14 protein-coding genes and 1 pseudogene are annotated in these 19,259 nt (G+C 64.1%); 6 read left to right on the forward strand and 9 right to left on the reverse strand.

Going from position 1 to position 19,259, the window contains the following annotated elements:
• Nucleotides 1-30 precede the first annotated feature (30 nt).
• The 5 genes and pseudogenes from pncB to J6525_RS07810 all read left to right on the forward strand — a co-directional run bounded on the left by pncB (nt 31) and on the right by J6525_RS07810 (nt 4,727).
• Nucleotides 31-1,335: a nicotinate phosphoribosyltransferase gene (gene pncB, locus J6525_RS07790; protein WP_092082610.1), complete on the forward strand. Its 1,305-nt coding sequence runs from the start codon at nt 31-33 to the stop codon at nt 1,333-1,335.
• A gap of 108 nt (nt 1,336-1,443) precedes the next feature.
• A complete protein-coding gene (locus J6525_RS07795; RefSeq protein ID WP_225643387.1) occupies nt 1,444-2,739 on the forward strand; it encodes an O-acetylhomoserine aminocarboxypropyltransferase in 1,296 nt (431 codons plus the stop codon).
• A gap of 5 nt (nt 2,740-2,744) precedes the next feature.
• Entirely contained in the window at nt 2,745-3,524 is a 780-nt protein-coding gene (locus tag J6525_RS07800) for an alpha/beta fold hydrolase (RefSeq protein ID WP_225643389.1), read from the forward strand.
• A 401-nt stretch (nt 3,525-3,925) separates the two neighbouring features.
• A pseudogene (locus tag J6525_RS46925) lies at nt 3,926-4,033 on the forward strand (type II toxin-antitoxin system RelE/ParE family toxin); the annotation flags it as partial.
• Between the two features lie 115 nt (nt 4,034-4,148).
• Entirely contained in the window at nt 4,149-4,727 is a 579-nt protein-coding gene (locus tag J6525_RS07810; RefSeq protein ID WP_225643391.1) for a hypothetical protein, read from the forward strand.
• A gap of 16 nt (nt 4,728-4,743) precedes the next feature.
• On the opposite strand, the gene J6525_RS07815 is transcribed toward J6525_RS07810, so the two are convergent.
• From J6525_RS07815 to J6525_RS07840, 6 genes are all read right to left on the reverse strand, one after another.
• Nucleotides 4,744-5,772 (reverse strand): COG3904 family protein, encoded by a 1,029-nt coding sequence (locus J6525_RS07815; protein WP_225643393.1) that lies wholly within the window; start codon nt 5,770-5,772, stop codon nt 4,744-4,746.
• 13 nt (nt 5,773-5,785) lie between these two features.
• A complete protein-coding gene (locus J6525_RS07820; RefSeq protein ID WP_225643395.1) occupies nt 5,786-6,478 on the reverse strand; it encodes a hypothetical protein in 693 nt (230 codons plus the stop codon).
• Nucleotides 6,479-7,245: 767 nt separating this feature from the next.
• Complete coding sequence (locus J6525_RS07825) at nt 7,246-8,268, reverse strand: S1C family serine protease (protein WP_225643397.1); 1,023 nt, start codon at nt 8,266-8,268, stop codon at nt 7,246-7,248.
• 71 nt (nt 8,269-8,339) lie between these two features.
• On the reverse strand, nt 8,340-8,789 hold the full coding sequence (locus tag J6525_RS07830) for a hypothetical protein (protein WP_225643399.1): 450 nt from the start codon (nt 8,787-8,789) through the stop codon (nt 8,340-8,342).
• A gap of 17 nt (nt 8,790-8,806) precedes the next feature.
• A complete protein-coding gene (locus tag J6525_RS07835; protein ID WP_225643401.1) occupies nt 8,807-10,408 on the reverse strand; it encodes a GMC family oxidoreductase in 1,602 nt (533 codons plus the stop codon).
• A gap of 117 nt (nt 10,409-10,525) precedes the next feature.
• Nucleotides 10,526-11,749 carry a cytochrome P450 gene (locus J6525_RS07840; RefSeq protein WP_225643404.1) on the reverse strand — a complete coding sequence of 408 codons (1,224 nt, stop codon included), beginning with the start codon at nt 11,747-11,749 and terminating at the stop codon, nt 10,526-10,528.
• 235 nt (nt 11,750-11,984) lie between these two features.
• On the opposite strand from J6525_RS07840, the gene J6525_RS07845 reads away from it, so the two are divergent.
• On the forward strand, nt 11,985-13,619 hold the full coding sequence (locus J6525_RS07845) for a flavin-containing monooxygenase (protein ID WP_225643405.1): 1,635 nt from the start codon (nt 11,985-11,987) through the stop codon (nt 13,617-13,619).
• Between the two features lie 286 nt (nt 13,620-13,905).
• Here the strand turns inward: J6525_RS07845 and J6525_RS07850 are convergent, their stop codons facing one another.
• The 3 genes from J6525_RS07850 to J6525_RS07860 all read right to left on the reverse strand — a co-directional run bounded on the left by J6525_RS07850 (nt 13,906) and on the right by J6525_RS07860 (nt 19,256).
• Nucleotides 13,906-17,208: a carboxyl transferase domain-containing protein gene (locus J6525_RS07850; protein ID WP_225643407.1), complete on the reverse strand. Its 3,303-nt coding sequence runs from the start codon at nt 17,206-17,208 to the stop codon at nt 13,906-13,908.
• 210 nt (nt 17,209-17,418) lie between these two features.
• Nucleotides 17,419-18,303: an ABC transporter permease gene (locus tag J6525_RS07855; RefSeq protein WP_028343670.1), complete on the reverse strand. Its 885-nt coding sequence runs from the start codon at nt 18,301-18,303 to the stop codon at nt 17,419-17,421.
• Complete coding sequence (locus J6525_RS07860; RefSeq protein ID WP_057015154.1) at nt 18,300-19,256, reverse strand: ABC transporter permease; 957 nt, start codon at nt 19,254-19,256, stop codon at nt 18,300-18,302. The genes J6525_RS07855 and J6525_RS07860 overlap by 4 nt, the downstream gene beginning before the upstream one ends.
• Nucleotides 19,257-19,259: the final 3 nt, after the last annotated feature.

Here is a 19,259-nt window from a genome sequence, read left to right on the forward strand (position 1 = left end):
GGGCGGCGCCCGGCAGGCTAAGGTTCCGGCATGACCGTGACAGATATCGCGACCCGGACCTACAACCACGGCTGGCGGCTCGACCCGATCGTGCGCAGCCTGCTGGACACCGATTTCTACAAGCTGTTGATGCAGCAGATGATCCGGGAATGCTATCCGGACACCCGCACGACCTTTTCGGTGATCAACCGCTCGACCCATATCCGGCTCGCCGAGGTCATCGACGAGGCCGAGCTGCGCGCCCAGCTCGACCACGCCCGCACCATCCGTTTCACCAAGAAGGAGCTGATCTGGCTCGCCGGCAACACGTTCTACGGCAAGACCCAGATGTTCTCGCCCGACTTCATCAACTGGCTGTCGAACTTCCGGCTGCCCGAATACGAGCTGCACAAGGTCGACGGCCAGTACGAGCTGCATTTCCACGGGCCGTGGACCCACACCACGATGTGGGAGATCCCGGCGCTCGCGATCCTCAACGAGCTGCGCTCGCGCGCGGCGACCAAGACCTACGGCCGCTTCGCGCTCGACGTGCTCTACGCCCGCGCCAAGGCCAAGCTGTGGGCCAAGGTCGAGCGGCTGCGCAAGCTGGACGGCTTGCGGCTGTCCGATTTCGGCACACGCCGCCGCCATGGCTTCCTCTGGCAGCGCTGGTGCGTCGAGGCAGTGAAGGAAGGCCTCGGTCCCTCCTTCACCGGCACGTCGAACGTGCTGCTCGCGATGGACAACGACCTCGAGGCGATCGGCACCAACGCGCATGAGCTGCCGATGGTCGCCGCCGCGCTCGCCAATGACGACGAGGCGCTGCGCTGGGCACCCTATCGCATCCTCGACCAATGGCGCCACACCTATGGCGGCAACCTCTTGATCGCGCTGCCTGATGCCTTCGGGACAAAACCGTTCCTGCGCGACGCGCCCGATTGGGTCGCCGACTGGACCGGCTTTCGACCCGACAGCGCGCCGCCGATCACGGCCGGCGAAGAGATCATCAAATGGTGGAAGCAGAAGGGCCGCGATCCCAAGGAGAAGCTGCTGGTGTTCTCCGACGCGATGGATGTCGGCTCGATCGAGGAGACGTTCCACCATTTCAAGGGACGCGTGCGCGTCAGCTTCGGCTGGGGCACCAACCTCACCAACGATTTCGTCGGCTGCGCACCCGATGGCACCGCCGAGCTCGATCCGATCTCGATCGTCTGCAAGGTGACGTCGGTCGACGGACGCCCGGCCGTGAAACTCTCCGACAATCCGGAGAAGGCGACCGGCATCCCCACAGAGGTCGAGCGCTATTTGCGCGTGTTCGGCAATGTCGGCCGCGTTCGCACCGCAGTTCACGTCTAACAAAGCGTTTTCAAGCGAAGTGGACACCGGTTCGCGTGAAGAAAACGCGTCAAATAAAAGACTCCTCGCCAACCCACCATTCCCATCGACTGACCTGACGAGTTTCGCATGCCCGCACCCAAGCCGCCTGCCTTCGAAACCCTGAGCCTGCACGCCGGCCAGCGCCCCGATCCCGCGACCGGCGCGCGCGCGGTTCCGATCTATCAGACCACGTCCTACGTGTTCCAGGATGCCGATCATGCCGCGGCGCTGTTCAATCTGGAGCGCGCCGGCCACATCTACACCCGCATCTCGAACCCGACGACCGCGGTGCTGGAAGAGCGGATCGCCGCGCTCGAATGCGGCGTCGGCGCGATCTGCACCGCCAGCGGCATGGCCGCGATGCATCTTGCGATCGCAACCCTGCTCAATGCCGGCGATCACATCGTAGCCTCCGCCTCGCTCTATGGCGGCACCATCAATTTGCTGGCGCACACGCTGCCGCGGTTCGGCATCACCACGACCTTCGTGAAGCCGCGTGCGCTCGACGAATTCCGTGCCGCGATCAAGCCGAACACCCGCCTCGTGATCGGCGAGACCATCGGCAATCCCGGCCTCGAGGTGCTCGATATCCCGGCGGTCGCGGAGATCGCGCATAATGCGAAGATCCCGCTGCTGATCGACAACACCTTTGCGACGCCCTATCTCAGCCAGCCGATCGAGCTCGGCGCCGACATCACGATGAACTCGGCGACCAAGTGGATGGGCGGCCATGGCATTGCGATCGGCGGCGTGATCGTCGACGGCGGCCGGTTCGACTGGCGCGCCTCCGGCAAATTCCCGCAGCTCACCGAGCCCTATGCCGGCTATCACGGCATCGTCTTCGACGAGCAGTTCGGCAAGGCCGCCTTCATCATGCGCGCCCGCACCGAGGGCCTGCGCGATTTCGGCGCCTGCCTGTCGCCGACCAACGCCTTCCAGCTGCTGCAGGGCATCGAGACGCTCGGCGTCCGCATGGACCGCCACGTCAGCAACACCCATGCGGTGCTGGACGCCCTCGCCGCGAACAAGGCGGTCGACTGGGTGCTGCATCCCTCGCTGGAGACGCATCCGGATTACGCGCTGGCCAAGAAGCTGTTGCCGCGCGGCGCCGGCTCGATCGTCAGCTTCGGCATCAAGGGCGGCCGCGCCGCCGGCAAGAAGTTCATCGAGTCCCTGAAGCTGATCAGCCATCTTGCCAATGTCGGCGACGCCAAGACGCTGGTAATCCATCCCGCCAGCACCACGCACCAGCAGATGGATGCCGAGCAGCTCAAGGCCGCCGGCATCGGCGAGGAGTTGGTGCGGCTGTCGGTCGGCATCGAAACCGCGCAGGATATCATCGACGATCTCGGCCAGGCGCTGCGCGCCTCGCAAAGGACTTGAGCGCCATGCAGCTTTCCGTGAACGGATCAGACACCTTCATCGCGACCGGCGGCAAGCCGTTCGATCCGTCGCTGCCGGCGGTGGTGATGATCCACGGTGCCGGCTTCGATTCCTCGACCTGGGCGCTGCACAGCCGCTGGTTCGCCCATCACGGTTTTTCCGTGCTGGCGCCGGATCTGCCGGGCCATGGCCGCTCCGCCGGCAAGCCGCTCCCGACCATCGCCGAGATGGCCGACTGGATCGCGGCGCTGATCACGGCAGCCGGCGCGTCGAAGGCCCGACTGATCGGCCATTCGATGGGCTCGCTGATCGCGATCGAGACCTCGGCGCGGCATCCCGACAAGGTCTCCGGCCTCGCGCTGATCGGCACCGCCGCGACCATGACGGTCGGCCCCGATCTGTTGAAGGCCGCCGAGGCCAATGACGTCGCTGCGATCGACATGGTCTCGATCTGGGGCCTCGGCTTCAAGGCCGGGCTCGGCGGCAGCCTCGCGCCCGGCCTGTGGATGCATCAGGGCGCGCAGCGGGTGCTGCAGGAGGCGAAGCCGGGCGTGCTGTACAACGACCTCAACGCCTGCAACGCCTACCAGAACGCGCTCACGGCTGCTGCCGCGGTCAAGGTGCCCGCGACCTTCATCCTTGGCGAGCGCGACATGATGACCCCGGCCAAGGCCGGCAAGACACTCGCCGCCGCGACGCCGAACGCCCGCATTGTGGTGCTCGCGGGCGCCGGTCACATGATGATGGTCGAGCAGCCCGACGAACTGCTGGCGGCGCTGCGGTAGCGCGCGAGGTCCTCTTCCCTTCTCTCCTTGTGGGAGAAGGTGGCCATAGGCGGCCTACGGGCCGCCGTCCTTCAAGAACGCGGCTATGCGCAGTCCGCGACGGTCTCTATCCGCGGAGAAAGACCCCTCAGGCGGCTCCGATGCTGTCGCATTCGAAGTGCCCTTTACCGCCACCACTGCAGGTGAACCTCCTTCGAAGGAGCGCGCCTCCAAAATATTGAAAACAACCCCATGCAAAGTAGCATGGGCGGCCGCCGGCCCTCGGACAAGCAACTTGACATGTCGGGCAAATCAGCGATATCTTCCATTATTCCGAAATCTTGAGAGCGCCACGTCGCCTACGCAACAGCGTGCGCGTCCGTCGCGATTGCGGCCAACAATTCGCGCCCACCATGCCATGCAAGGGTGACCTGGCGGGTAAGCACGGGATCCGTATCAATGACCAATGGCGCGTCGTGTTCAGGTGGACCGACGCGGGTCCGGAGGACGTGGAGATAATCGACTGTCACTATCCAGAGCGTGTACTCATAAATCGAGGCGGCTCGGATCACGCGCGTTGGATGTCTGCTATGGGCCCTGACAGGAGCGCGAAAGCGAACTTTGTCGCAAGTCAGAGAGGGCCACTTGCAGACATGGCCCCTGCGCAATTTCATTTTGCTGGCGCCGCTTTTTCCACTTGAGGTAGGCTTTCAAGCATTGAGGGGGCAGACCATGCGCAGCGTTCTGGCGGCAATTCTATTTTTTAGCTTTCACTTATTTGCGTTCGCACAGGAGCGTCCACCCATTCATAGAGCGTATCAAATTTCCATGACCATTGACGTATTGTGGAACGCACGAGCTGCCGTCACGAAATACCCACTGGATCAACGTATCAAGCTATACCAAATGGTGTCAGTGCGCCTGACTCAATGCGGATTGCTCTACGCCGTGATTAACAAGGAAGCACCCAAAGAGAAAAAGGACGCTCAAACAAGTGCGAGCTTCGACGGCATCAGCCGTGTTTACATGCTCGCCGGCTCGATCACATATCCGGAAACCGGAGCGCCATACCAAAAGATGCTCGAGAGCTCGTTGGCTCAGATTACCAAGATGAAGCAGACAAATGACAGGGTCCAACCGGTCATTATCCTGAAAAGCTGCAAGGATCTTGCTGGCACCGAGGAAGACGCAGCAAAGGCGATCGCGCGACTTCCCTTGGAGTAATCCACACCGAGTTCACTTAGGTAGCTGGAGGCAAGGTCCACTCATCAAGGCCACGCTCTCTGAAGAATACGTCGATTAATCCGGCCAGCTTTGCCGCGCCCTCCTCAAATGGAAAGCTGTCGAAGCCCACAAACATAGCGGCGAGTGTTGAGTATTGCAGATGATAGCCAATCAATTTGGCGGTTCGCAGCTTGCCCAATATTACGGGCGTTACTTGATACATGGCGTTTATGAGCCCGTTGTCATTAACCCGCGACACGCGGAGCTCATGTAATGGAATGATTTCATCGTCAATTGAGAGTTGGTCCGTTTCCATCTGGAGAATTGATTCGGCGTCTTTGCCGCCGCCGAAGATCACATAGAAGAACATGTTTCCCTTCGAAGGAAACACCAGCATAAACTTTTGTATCCCGTATATCGTGTCTCGCTCACCTTTCAGGTAGAGCATGCAATCGTAACTCTCGGTGGTCCACTTGGCGGCCTTTATCCCGTTATTCACGACGCGGAGACGCTTCATAGTATCCGGCGGTACCTCGAAAATATCGTCTGAGGGAAAGTCCGAAGCGAGTGAGAACAGTTCGACATCGACATCCATTGATCGGATGTATTCGACCACGGATGCGGCCAGCACTTGGGCATCGTCGGCAGCGCGCGGAGACGTGTCATTCAAGGTGAACCGGTGCACGCCATACTTGGATTTGCCGGAGACGAAACGAAATTCCCCGCCGAGGAAAGCGAGCGCCGCCGCGCTCATGCATTCGCCGTCCAGCGTATTCTGAAAATCACGCTCGCGGGGGCCCTTCTTGCCCACGTGCGTTATGAGTCCATGAGCGCGAATAACCCGCCCGAGATTCATACCGCCGACAAGGCTCCCTCCGGATGAATCGATAAACAGCTCCGACCCGTCAGGGATACGCTGTTCGGCGAGAAGCAATTCGAGAGTCTCGCCGTCCTTCAGATCGACTTCGCCGGTCGCGTAAATATCCCAGCTCGAGCCCCCTCTCAGGATCGTCACCATATCCGGCGGCAGCGCCTCGAAGAACATCGCCGTGTGTCCTTTACCGCACTATGCCACGGTTTGGACGACGATACTGCGGGGGCAGAGCTTTGCCGCGCCATCCTAGCGTTTCCCCTCGCACCTTCCAGCAGCCGTGACTGCCGTGTGGCCCTTTCCATTCCTTATCCAGAAGTGTCACCAGCGTCTTGCCGTATGCGCTCATGAGCTTGGTGTAGCCGAGCCACAAATGATCATACAAATTCTGCCCTTCTTGCGTGTCCTGCATCGTGAGCGCGCAGGGGTACCGGAACCACGAATCCAGACCGGACTCGAAGGCTTCCAGCACGTGCGTGTAGGTTCTCTTGTATGGGATTAGTTTTGAACGCCCTCGCAGACCTGTCAATTTGTGCGACTTGAGCTCGCCAGACAGCCTTCCGTTTGAGATCCAGTGGGGGTTCTCGTAGACGAGGAACGCCTTAATCGCATTCTCTAACGCGAAGCCCCCGAGCAGAAAGACCGACTTGTCCACCCCGCGCGTCTCCTGAAGCACTTCTCCTTTCGCATTCCGTCTTGTTAGAATGCTTGATCCACTCCGGCGACTGTAAATTGCTGCCGCCTGTTCATGCAGATTGTCCGCCGTCAGTAGCCACGCATGAGGGTTCGCGTAATCGTCCACAAAGCGCTTGTGCTCGTCATTTATTCCCTTGCCGCCGCTATCGACGATAGAGTCATCGTCCGTCTTCGTCCACGCCATAGCCGAATCCCTACAATAGCCTATCCTTCGCCGTTACTCTCACACTCTATTCACTCTTTCTACATTCGGCGCTTCTCGCGCCCTGATCCTCCTCGGCTCTTCCGCCCTGTTCGCGCAGGTCTCCGACCGCGACTTCCGTATTCTGTTGTCTTCTTTCCTGTGCTGACCCTCATCCGCTTATGTCGATGGGGAAACCTTACTTATCGGGATAACGAACACCTGACGGCGTCCGTTACGACGACCATTGATGTCCGCTCTGCTATTCGCCTCGGTCATTCGCAGACATCGGCAGCTTCGCTAGCAATGTATGCAAAGGGTCACAACCGGTAAGGCTCAGGACCAGCACAAGATTTCCGCTTCGCCTTCAAGACCCGACATTTTGCACGTTTTTGAGTACACGCCCTGGTACGGTCGATCCACACGATCGCTTAGCCGGAAGCGCTTACGCGCACGACCACGCAGCGGTCGGAAACAATTTCTACGCGGCTGCTGGCGGCATCCGTCGAATGGCGAAGGCGCAGTTTGGCGGACGATGCCGCGACGCCGAACGCGAGGTGCCGGCGACGAGCTGCTGGCGGCGCTGCGATAGTTTCGGCACAGTCCTGCCTCACTCCTCATCCTGAGGAACGCGGAACGCGCGTCTCGAAGGATGAGGCCCCAGTCGGGCCACATGGTTCGAGACGCCGCGGAGCCTGTCATCGGGCCGCGCTTTGCGCGGACCCGTTGGCGGCTCCTCAGCATGAGGGGCTGATATCAGCAAGCGCTTCTCACTGCTTCGCCGGCTTGCGCTCGATCGGGTGGATGTCGATCGCGCGCAGGCGGCCGAGGCGGAGCACGTCCATCGACAGGGTGCGGTCGATCCGGCTGTGGTCGAGCGCGCGGATCAGATCGTCGACACCGTTGATCTCGATGCCGTCGAGTCTGATCACGACGTCGCCTGGCAGCAGCGCCGCGCGCGCGGCCGGGCTGTCCGGCTCGATCTGCATCAGGAGCGCGCCCATCTTGTTCTCGACCCCGGCCAGCACCGCATGGCGCCGCGGCACCGGCGCGGTCTGCCCGGCGACGCCGATATAGGCGCGGCGGACATAGCCGTGCCGGATGATCTCCGACAGCACGAACTGCGCGGTGTTGCTGGCGACCGCAAAGCAGATGCCCTGCGCGCCGTTGATGATCGCGGTGTTGATGCCGATCACCTCGCCCTTCGACGACACCAGCGGCCCGCCCGAATTGCCGGGGTTGAGCGCGGCATCGGTCTGGATCACGTCCTCGATGGTGCGCCCGCTCACCGAGCGGATCGAACGTCCGAGCGCCGAGACCACGCCGGCGGTAACGGTCGATTCGAAGCCGAGCGGATTGCCGATCGCGACCACGAGCTGGCCGCGCCGCAGCGTCTTGGAGTTACCGAGCGACGCGTAAGGCAGATCGCGCGCGCCATCGGCCCGCAGCAAGGCGAGATCGGTGTCGGGATCGACGCCGAGCACATGCGCATCGGTGACGAAGCTCTCGGTGTCGCGCAGCCGGATCTCCTTCGACGATCCGACCACGTGGCTGTTGGTCAGCACGAACCCGTCTGGCGAGATCACGATGCCCGAGCCGAGGCCGCCGCGCTCGCGCGCATTGCGCACCTTCGGCCCGGTTTCGACCCGGACCACGGCGGGGCCGACGCGGTCGGTGACGTCGATCACGGCATTGGAATAGGCATCCAGCAAGGCCCGGTCGTTATCCCGGGCAGCATCGGCCGTTCGCGGTGACGGCGTGTCACCGGCGGCATCTGAGGTAATATCCAGCATGGCGAGAGTCCTTTGGTCTCCTCAGATGGTGACCGGTTCCCCGCGCCGCAAGTGGTTACCTGCCCGGTCGGCTAGGGCGCCCGCCGCAGCACCCCGCCGCGCTCCCTGACCGGATCGAGCAGCGACCAGTCGCCCTCCGGCAGCACATGACCTTTGGGGAACGGCGCGCGCAGCTCGAGGCCGAGCGAGCGCAGCACGCGGTCGTCGCGGTAGTAGCACTGCAGCACCACGCGGACGAGCGTCGCCGCGGCCGCGCCACCACGGGCGCGAAATTCCTGCGCCACCGCATCGCGCCCGGCATCGTCGAGTTCGGCGAGCGGCTTGCCGGCGAGATCGGCCAGATGATCCAGCGCCCGCGCAACCAGCGCGGTGTCGCGGCCGAGCGTTGCCAGCATGTCGGCCTGGATCGCGGCGTCGTCCGCCCCCGGCACCTTGTACTCGTCACTTTCGGGAACGATCATCGCGGCGACGGTGCGCAGATCGGCGCGCTGGGCTACGGTCAGTTCTTTGCTATCAGACATGTCGGTCTCTGACGGTCTCAGTCGAACAGATTGGCGAGGCGCTGCTTCATCTGGTCGGCGATGTAGAGCGCAAGGGCCTGGATGGTGGAGGTCGGGTTCACGCCGCCCGAGGTGACGAAGATGCTGCCGTCGACGATGAAGAGGTTCTTCACGTCGTGCGAGCGGCCCCATTCGTTGACCACGGAGCGCGCCGGATCGGTGCCCATCCGCGCGGTGCCGAGCAGATGCCAGCCGCCCCACGGGATCGGATCGTTGATGCAGATGTCGGTGGCGCCGGCGGCCTCGAGAATCTCCCGGCCGCGCGCCAGCCCATGGTCCATCATCTTCCGGCTGTTCGCGCTGATCGTGTAGTCGATTTTCGGCGCAGGGATGCCGTGGCTGTCCTTCAGCACGGGATCGAGCGTGACGCGGTTGTGCTCCTCCGGCAGATCCTCGCAGATCGCCGATACCGCGAGACGATGGCCGTTGAGCTTGCGGAACACGCGGTGATGATCCTTGCCCCAGGGCAGGATGCCCTTCTGCTCGCTCGCGACCGCCTCGAACACCGGCCCGGCGCCGCGGCCGAACTGGATGCCGTAGCCGCGGACGAAGCCGCGCGACAGATCGGTGTCGTAGAACTCTTTGCTCCACAGGCAGGTCGGCGGGGCGCGGTTGCTGTCGGTCGGCTCCTTCACGAAGCCGTAGATCTGCGCATAGGGGTGGAACATCAGGTTCTTGCCGACCAGGCCCGACGAGTTGGCAAGGCCATTCGGGAATTTGCCTGACACCGAATTGAGCAGCAGCCGCGGCGTGCCGACACCGTTGCAGGCGATGATGACGACTTCGGCCGGCTGAAACTGCTCGACGCCGTCCTTGTCGTAATAGACCACGCCGGAGGCCATGCCGTGCTCGTTGGTCAGGATCTCGCGTACCCGGCAATGGGTCTTCAGCTCGACCCCGGCGCGGACCGCGTGCGGCCAGTAGGTGATGTCGGTCGAGGCCTTGGCACCCTGCGCGCAGGCCGGCGTGCAGTGACCGAGATTGATGCAGCGCGCCCTGCCCTCGTAATCCATCGTCGCCACGGTCGTGTCCGACGGCCACCAGTGCCAGCCGAGCTTGTTCATGGCCTTGCCGATCAGCGGGCCGGATAGCCCGAGCGGCTGCTGCGGCATCGGCGGGTGGCTCAGCGGCGACAGCGGATCGCCCGACAGGCCCGAGACGCCCATTATCCGATCGTTCTCCTCGAAGAACGGGGTGAGCGCGTCGTAGTCGATCGGCCAGTCATCTGCGACGCCGTCGAGCGTCTTCACCTTGAAGTCGGACGGATGCAGCCGCGGCCAGTGCGCGGTGTACATCACCGTCGAGCCGCCGACGGCGTTGAAGTTGACGACTTTGATCGGCGAATTGTCGTCGTTGATCGGATAGTCCTCGGGCCGCTTGCGGACATTCGGGCTCGACGACCACTCGCCGTAGAACTTCGCCTCCCAGTCGCGCTCGGTGCTCGGATATTCGGCCGGATTCATCCAGCCGCCCTGATCGAGGCAGAGGATGTGCATCTTGGTATCGGCGAGGCTCCAGGCCACCGCAGCGCCGGAGGCGCCGGCGCCGATGATCAGGACGTCAACGGGATCGTTCTTCATTCTTGTTCCTTGAAGTCTCTACTTCTGTCATTGCGAGCGAAGCGAAGCAATCCATGCTTTCCCAAGCGGAAAGGTGGATTGCTTCGTCGCTTCGCTCCTCGCAATGACGGATGGGATTCAATCGACGATTCTCACCGGCAAGCTTCGTATACCGCGGATGAAATTGGAATAGAGCCTTTGCGGCGGGCCCATCAGCTCAAAACGCAGATCGCGCGCCAGAACCTCCTCCCAGAGGATTCGCAGTTGCTGCTCGGCCAGGCGGTCGCCGACGCAGCGGTGGACGCCGGCGCCGAAGGCGAGATGCTGGCGCGGCTTGGCACGGTCGATGATGAATTCATCGGCACGCTCGATCTTGTCCTCGTCGCGGTTGCCGGAGATGTACCACATCACGACCTTGTCGCCCTTCTTGATCCGGCGGCCGGCAAGCTCGACGTCATTGCGTGCAGTGCGGCGCATGTGCAGCACCGGCGTGTGGTAGCGGATGGTCTCGGACACCAGGTTCGGGATCAGCTCGTGCCTCGCTCGGACCAGCTCGAACTGCTCCGGGTTCTCGCACAGCGCCATCAGCCCGGCCGACATCGAGTTGCGCGTGGTATCGTTGCCGCCGACGATCAGGAGCCCGATCGTGCCGATGAACTCGCGCGGCTCCAGATTCCTCGTCGCCTCCGAATGCGCCAGCATCGAGATCAAATCGAAGGTCGGCGGCGCATCGACCCGCGCGTCCCACAGCTTGCGGAAATATTCTCCCATCTTGACCAGCTCGGCGGTGCGTTCAGCCTCCGAATGCACCACCGCGTCGGGGGATTCGACGTTGGCGATCGCGACATCCGACCACCAGGTCAGCTTGGCGCGGTCTTCCGAGGGGAAATCGAACAGCGTCGCCAGCATCATGTTGGTGAGGTCGACCGAGACCCGCTCGGCCCAGTCGAAGGTCTCGTTGCGCGGCAACGCGTCGAGCACGGCTGAGGTGCGCTTGCGGATCAGGGTGTCGAAATTGGCAAGGTTCGACGGTGCCACGATCGGCGCCACGGTGCGACGTTGCGCGGTGTGGCCGGGCGGGTCCATGCGGATGAAGCTCGGCCGCTCCTGCCCCTTCGGCTGGTCCGCGACCTGGATACCGCCAAGCTCGGAGGCCGACGAATAGTTCTGGTGATCCAGCTCGACCGTGAAGATGTCGTCGTAGCGCGTCACCGACCAGTAGGGGCCGTAGGCCGACGCCTCGCAGTAATGCACGGGATCGTCGCGGCGGAGCTGCGCGAACAGCGGCCGCCAAGTGTCGTCCTGATAAAGCCGGGGATTGCTGACGTCTATGGACGTCGGCCTGCGCAGCGCCTCTCCCATCGCTTCACTCCCGTTAGGTTCCGTCGCCGCTTGGCGGGCGATCGTTGTGTCGGGCCGACGATAGAGGGAATCCCGCGGCCGAGTAAAGCCGCAGGGCGGACAGTCCGCCGCGCGGAATGCGCGCGGACCGACGCACCCGGCAAATCCCGATAGCTGCCCCGCTCCGCGATGTTTGTCGGCAGCAGGAAGACCGGTTAGCCTTGCCGGCAACCAATCCATCAGGGAGCAACGACAGGTGGCCGAATTGCGCCAAGACAACATCGCCCAGACGGCTGCGCTGGACTACGACGTCATCATCATCGGCGCCGGCCTGTCCGGCATGTACCAGCTCTACCGGCTGCGCGAGCTTGGTCTCAGCGCGCGCGTGTTCGAGGCCGGCACCGGCGTCGGCGGCACCTGGTACTGGAACCGCTATCCCGGCGCACGTTTCGATTCCGAAAGCTATTCCTACGGCTACTCGTTCTCGAAGGAGCTGCTCGAGGAATGGGAATGGTCGGAGCATTTCGCCGGCCAGCCCGAGACCTTGCGCTACTGCAACTATGTCGCCGACAAGTTCGACCTGCGCCGCGACATCCAGCTCGAGAGCCGCGTCACGTCCGCGATGTACCAGGACGACACGCGAAGCTGGCAGATCACGCTCGAAAGCGGCGCGCAGCACTCCTGCCGCTTCCTGATCACCGCGATCGGCCCGTTGTCGACGCCGACCCTGCCGCGCATCGAGGGCCGCGATGATTTCGGGGGCCAATCGTTCCACACCGCGCGCTGGCCGAAGGAGAAGGTGGATTTCACCGGCAAGCGCGTCGCCGTGATCGGCACCGGCGCGACCGGCATCCAGACCATCCAGACCATCGCCGGCGAGGTCGGGCATCTCACCGTGTTCCAGCGCACCGCCAACTGGGCGGCACCGCTGCACAACGGCAAGATCGAAGCCGAGACGCAAGCCGGGATCAAGGCCGGCTATCCCGAGATCTTCGCGCGCTGCAAGGAGACCTTCGCCTGCTTCGTGCATACGCCCGATCCGCGCGGCGCGTTCGAGGTGAGCGCGGAGGAGCGCGAGGCGTTCTACGAGAAGCTCTATGGCGAGCGCGGCTTCGGCATCTGGCAGGGCAACTTCAAGGACATCCTGATCGACCGCGCGGCGAATGCCACGATCAGCGATTTCGTCGCGCGCAAGATCCGTCAGCGCGTGAAGAACCAGGCGGTCGCCGAGATGCTGATCCCGAAGAACCACGGCTTCGGCACGCGGCGGCTGCCGCTCGAGACCTTCTACTACGAGGTCTACAACCGCGACAATGTCGAGCTGGTCGACATCAAGGAGACGCCGATCGAGCGGATCACGCCCGAGGGCATCCGGACGACCGACAAGGACTACGCCTTCGACATCATCATCTACGCCACCGGCTTCGATGCCATCACCGGCAGCTTCGACAGGATCGATTTCCGCGGCGCACACGGTGCGCGGCTGAAGGAGAAATGGACGCACGGCCCGGAAACCTATCTCGGGCTGATGGTCGACGGCTTCCCCAACATGCTGATGTTGATGGGCCCCCACACCGCGCTCGGCAACATCCCGCGCAGCATCGAATACAGCGTGGACTGGGTCACCGGGCTGATCCGCTTCGCGAAAGCGAGAGGCCTGATCTTCCTCGACGCCACGCCCGAAGGCACCGCCGACTGGACCGAGCATGTCAAGGCGCTCGGCGTCGGCCTGCTCTCCAACGAGGTCGATTCCTGGATGACCGGCATCAACCGCAATGTCGAGGGCAAGCAGACCCGCATCGTCGCCCGCTACAGCGGCAGCGCGCCGGCATATCGCGCGCGATGCGACGAGGTGGCGGCGAAGGGGTATGCGGAGTTGAGGTTGGGGTAGCTGTCTCGGCTGTCCGGTCTAACTCTCTCGGTGACACCAGACGCCTGCGCCATCCACCACTGTCGTCCTGGCGAAAGCCAGGACCCATAACCACCGCATTCGGTGATGAACGGGATCGCTACCCCAGCGTCGCGCAACAACTATGATTCGGGGTAATGGGTCCTGGCTTTCGCCAGGACGACATCCCGTAGGATGGGTGGAGCGAAGCGATACCCATCATTTGCGCCGCGGATAGAGAATTGATGGGTTTCGCTTCGCTCTACCCATCCTACACATCCAGCTTCGCTTACCACGCATCGATACACGGCCGCTTGCGGTGGGTCCGCGGCTCGGCCTTCGGCACCGAGCGGAGGCCGGCCATGATCCAGTGCCTGGTGTCGGCGGGATCGATCACCTCGTCGATCTCGAGCACCGAGGCGATCGAGACCGCCTTGCCGTTAGCGTAGAGCTCGGCGACCTTGGTCTGGAAATACTTCTCGCGCTCGACCGGGTCCTCGATCGCCTCCATCTCCTTGCGGAAGCCGAGGCGGACATAGCCTTCGAGACCCATGCCGCCGAACTCGCCGGTCGGCCACGCCACCGTGAAGAACGAGGCGTGGAAGCCGCCGCCGATCATCGACTGTGCGCCGAGGCCATAGCCCTTGCGCAGCACGATGCCGAACAGCGGCACCGTGATGCTCGCGCCGGTGACGAACATCCGCGCGACATGGCGCACGATCGCGGTCTTCTCTGCCTCGGGCCCGACCATGAAGCCCGGCGTGTCGCAGAGCGAGACGATCGGGATGTCGAAGGCGTCGCACAGCTGCATGAAGCGCGCGGCCTTGTCGCCGGCAGGCGCATCGATCGCGCCGCCGAGATGCTTTGGATTGTTGGCGATCAGGCCGAACGGCTTGCCCTCGATACGGATGAAGGCCGTGATCATGCCGACGCCGAAATCCCTGCGGATCTCCAGCACCGAGCCCTCGTCGGCGATCAGGTCGATCACGTTACGAATGTCGTAGACCCGGAGGCGATTTTCCGGGATCGCACGGCGCAGCAGCCGCTGGTCCGGCGCCTTCCAGTCCTGCACGGCGCCCTGGAAGTAGGACAGATATTTCTGCGCCACCATGGTCGCCTCGGCCTCGTCCTCGACCAGGATGTCGATCACGCCGTTGGGCGACTGGAACGAGACCGGGCCGACCTCGGCCGGATGGTAGACGCCGAGCCCGCCGCCCTCGATCATCGCCGGACCGCCCATGCCGATCGAGGCATTTTTGGTGGCGATGATGACATCGCAGACGCCGAGCATCGCGGCATTCCCGGCGAAGCAATAGCCGGAGACCACGCCGACCACGGGCACCAGCCCGGAGAGTTTTGCGAACTGCACGAAGGACGGGCCGTCGAGGCCGGTCATGCCGAGCCGGTCGGTATCGCCGGGACGGCCGCCGCCGCCCTCGGCGTAGAACACCAGCGGCATGCGCCACTGCTCGGCGAGGCCGAGCATGCGGTCGATCTTCTTGTGGTTCATATGGCCCTGGGTGCCGGCGAGCACGGTATAGTCGTAGGAGATCACCATGCAGCGCGCGCCATCGGCGCCGAAATCCTTGGCGTTGACGGTGGCGACGCCTGATATCAGGCCGTCGGCCGGGGTGTTCTTGATGAGGTCCTCGACCTTGCGGCGGCGGCGCTGCGCCGCGATCGCGAGCGAGCCGTATTCGACGAACGAACCCTCATCGACCAGCTGCGCGATGTTCTCGCGCGCGGTGCGCTGGTTGGTCTTGCGGCGGCGCTCGACCGAGGCCGGGCGGTTCTCGTCCAGCGTGATCGCCTTGCGCGCGATCAGTTCGGCGAGATCAGGCCGGATGTGATCGAGATCGATCGCGGTCTCTTCCGCCGCGTGATGGCCGTCAACCTCGGCAGGCTCAAAGAACAGGATCGGCTCGCCATGCATCAGGGTGACGCCGATGCCACCCGCGATCCTGGTCACCCGGCCGCCATGGGGCGCGGTGACGAGATGCTCCATCTTCATCGATTCCAGCACCGCGATCTGCTGGCCGGGCCGGACCAGATCGCCCTCCGCGACCTCAATCGCCACGATGGTGCCCTGCAGCGGCGCGGGCACCGGGAGCGATCCCTCGGGCGGCGCCTCAGTGGCGCCGGTCTTGGTCGCAGCCGCCTCGCTCACTTCAATCAACGGTGCGGCGAGATCCTGCGCCGCGCCGACCAGCGCCGCCACATGGGTATCGATGAAGTTGGTGCTGATCTTGTTCCGCGCAAAGCTCTGATGCGCCAGGATGGCACCGAGGAACGGGATGTTGGTGGCGACGCCGCCGATCCGGAATTCGCGCAAGGCGCGCGATGCCTTGTGCACCACGTCGGGCCATTTTGAACTCGGCGAATGCACAATGACTTTTGCCAGCAGCGAGTCGAACGCGGCAGAGGTCCGGTAGCCGGAATAGCCGAACGTATCGACGCGAACGCCGGGGCCGAACGGCAGGTCGAACACACTGAGCGTGCCGCCGGTCGGTTTTGTCACTCCCTTCTCGTCCATCACCTCCATGTTGACGCGCAGCTGCATCGCATAGCCGCGCGGCAGCGGCACCGCCGCCTGCGCGAGGCCGAGCGAGGCCAGCGTGGCGCCGGCGGCGACCGCGAGCTGTGCGCGCACGAGGTCGACGCCGAGCACCTCCTCGGTGACGGTGTGCTCGACCTGGAGCCGCGGATTGGCCTCGATGAAAGCGAAGGCCCCCTCGCCTTCGCCGGCCTCGTCATCGACCAGGAATTCGAAGGTGCCGAGATTGTCATAGCGCGCGGCGGTCGCGAGTTGCTTTGCCGCCTCGATGATGCGCGCGCGCATTCCCTCGCTCAGCGACGGGCTCGGCGCCACCTCGATGAGCTTCTGGTTGCGGCGCTGGATGGTGCATTCGCGCTCCCAGAGATGGCTGATCGCGCCGTGACGGTCGCCGATGATCTGCACCTCGATATGGCGCGCCTTGCGGATCAGCCGTTCGACATAAACGGCATTGCTGCCGAACGCCGCCTTGGCCTCCGACTGGCAGCGCGCATAGGCCTCGTCGAGCCTGGCCGCGTCCTCGACCACGCGCATGCCGCGCCCGCCGCCGCCGGCGATCGCCTTGATCATCACGGCGGCGCCGGCGCCGAGCGCGGCGAAGAACGCCTTTGCCTCGTCGAGACTGGTCGCGCCTGAAGTGCCGGCAATGATCGGGACGCCGCATTTTTTTGCCAGCGCCTTTGCCTTGGCCTTGTCGCCGAACAGATCGAGCGCCTCCGGCGACGGGCCGACGAAGGTGATCTTCTCCTCGGCACAGCGCCGCGCGAGCTGCGTGTTCTCGCTGAGGAAGCCGTAGCCCGGATGCAGCGCGTCACAGCCTGCGGCCTTGGCCGCCGCAACCACCGCCTCAATGTCGAGATAGGCCCGCGCGCCGCGGCCTGGAATCTCGTGGCTGGCGTCGGCGGATCGGACATGCAGCGAGGCGGCATCGTCGGCGGGATAGATCGCGACCGTCGCGATGCCGCTGTCGGCAGCGGCGCGGGCAATCCGGATCGCGATCTCACCGCGGTTGGCAATCAGCAATTTCTTGAAGGACATGATCGGTTCCGTAAGTTTGCTCACCTCGCCCCGCTTGCGGGGAGAGGTCGAAATTTGCGCGCAGCGCGAATTTCGGGTGAGGGGGACTCTCCGCGAGCTCGCCTGCGGAGACTCCCCCTCACCCGAAGCCTACGCTTCGCTTCGGCTTCGACCTCTCCCCGCAAGCGGGGCGAGGTGATGAGCGCGCGGCATCCCATCAGCATTTGTACCCTAGCGATCCTTCATGGTCGGATCGAGCACGACACGCAAGGATTCCCCGAGCGCATTGAACGCCAGGGAGACGACGAGAATGGCAAGACCCGGCGCATACATCTGCTCCGGGGCGATTTCCATGTATTGATAGGCGCGCGCCAGCATGGCGCCCCAGCTCGGGTCCGGCGGCTGGATGCCGAGGCCGAGGAACGACAGGCTGGCTTCGGCCAAGAGGGCAGCGGCGAGCAAGAGCGTCACTTGCACGATGACCGGCTGCAGCGTGTTCGGCAGCACGTGCCGCCACAGCACATGCCATGTCGGCGCGCCGAAGCCTCTGGAGGCATCGACATAGAGCTCCTGCCGCACGATCAGCGTGCGGGCGCGGACGATGCGCGCCAGCGCCGGAAACATCGTGATGCCGACCGCGATCATGCCGTTGGTGAGCCCGATGCCGAGCGCGCCGGTGACGGCGATCGCCAGCACGATGGCGGGGAACGACAGGAAGGTGTCGATGATGCGGCTGATGATGTCGTCGATCCAGCCGCCGAAATAGCCGGCGATGAGGCCGACCGGCAGCCCGATCAGGACCGCAACGCCGACCGCAAGCAGGCTGGCATAGACGGTGGCCGGCGCGCCGTAGATCAAACGCGAGAAGATGTCGCGGCCGAGGTCGTCGGTGCCGAGCAGATGCGCCGGCCCCGGCGGCGCCAGCATGTTGTTGACGTCCTGCGCGGTCGGCGCATAGGGCGCGATCCACGGTGCACCGATTGCGACGACGACGAGCACCACGAGCACCAGGATCGACAGCGCGGCGCGGAGGTCGCCGGCGAGCCAGCGCGCGAAGCGCCGCAGCCGCGTCGGCCTCGCCGGTGCCTTCAGGGGTGCAAGCGCCACCTCGGTCATTGCTCGATCCTCGGATCGACCGCGGCGCAGAGCAAATCGGTGATCAGATTCACCGCGATCACAACCACCACCATGGTGAAGACGACGCCCTGCACGATCGGGAAATCGCGCTGGATCGCGCCGCGCACGATCAGGCTGCCGAGGCCGGGAATGGCGAACACCGCCTCGATCACCACGGTCGCCGCCAGCATGCGGTTGACCAAAAGGCTGATGATGGTGAGCAGATTGACGCCGACATTCTTGAGGCCGTGCTGCCAGAGGATGCGGGACATCGACAGCCCCTTGGCATGCAGGGTGCGGACATATTGCGACGACAGCACCTCCAGCAGCGCGCCGCGCAGCTGGCGCGCGACCTCGGCCATGCCGTAGGCCGCGATCGCGATGCCCGGCAGCAGCGCATGCCTGATCGCATCGACCGGCGAGGCGCTGAAGGATTTTGCGCCGGTCGCCGGCAGCCAGTTCAGCTTCAGCGAGAATTCCGCCACCAGGATCATCGCGAGCCAGAAGCCGGGCACCGCGACGCCGAGCGACGCCAGCATGCTGATCAGCTTGTCGATCCAGCCGTTCGGCTTGATCGCGGCCATCACGCCCATCGGGATGCCGGTGACCAGCGCCAGCGCCAGCGCGATCACGACGATCAGCAGCGTGTTCGGAAACGCACGCCCGATCGAATCCGCGACCTTCTCGCCGGTCAATAGCGATTGCGAGAGATCGCCCTGCGCGACGTTGCCGAGCCAGGCGCCGTATTGCACCAGGAACGGGCGGTCGAGGCCGTAGATCTTCCTGATCTCGGTGATCCGCGCGTCGGTCGCGTTGTCGCCCGCCAGCGTCACGGCGATGTCGCCGGGCACCAGCTTGAGCAGCGCGAACACCATGAAGGTCGCGAGCAGGATCACGGGCAGCGCCTGCACGAGGCGGCTGCCGACGACCTTGACCGGTGACCGTCGCGCCATCGC

The organism is Bradyrhizobium australafricanum (genome assembly GCF_020329495.1).
Classification (GTDB): Bacteria; Pseudomonadota; Alphaproteobacteria; order Rhizobiales; family Xanthobacteraceae; genus Bradyrhizobium; species Bradyrhizobium australafricanum.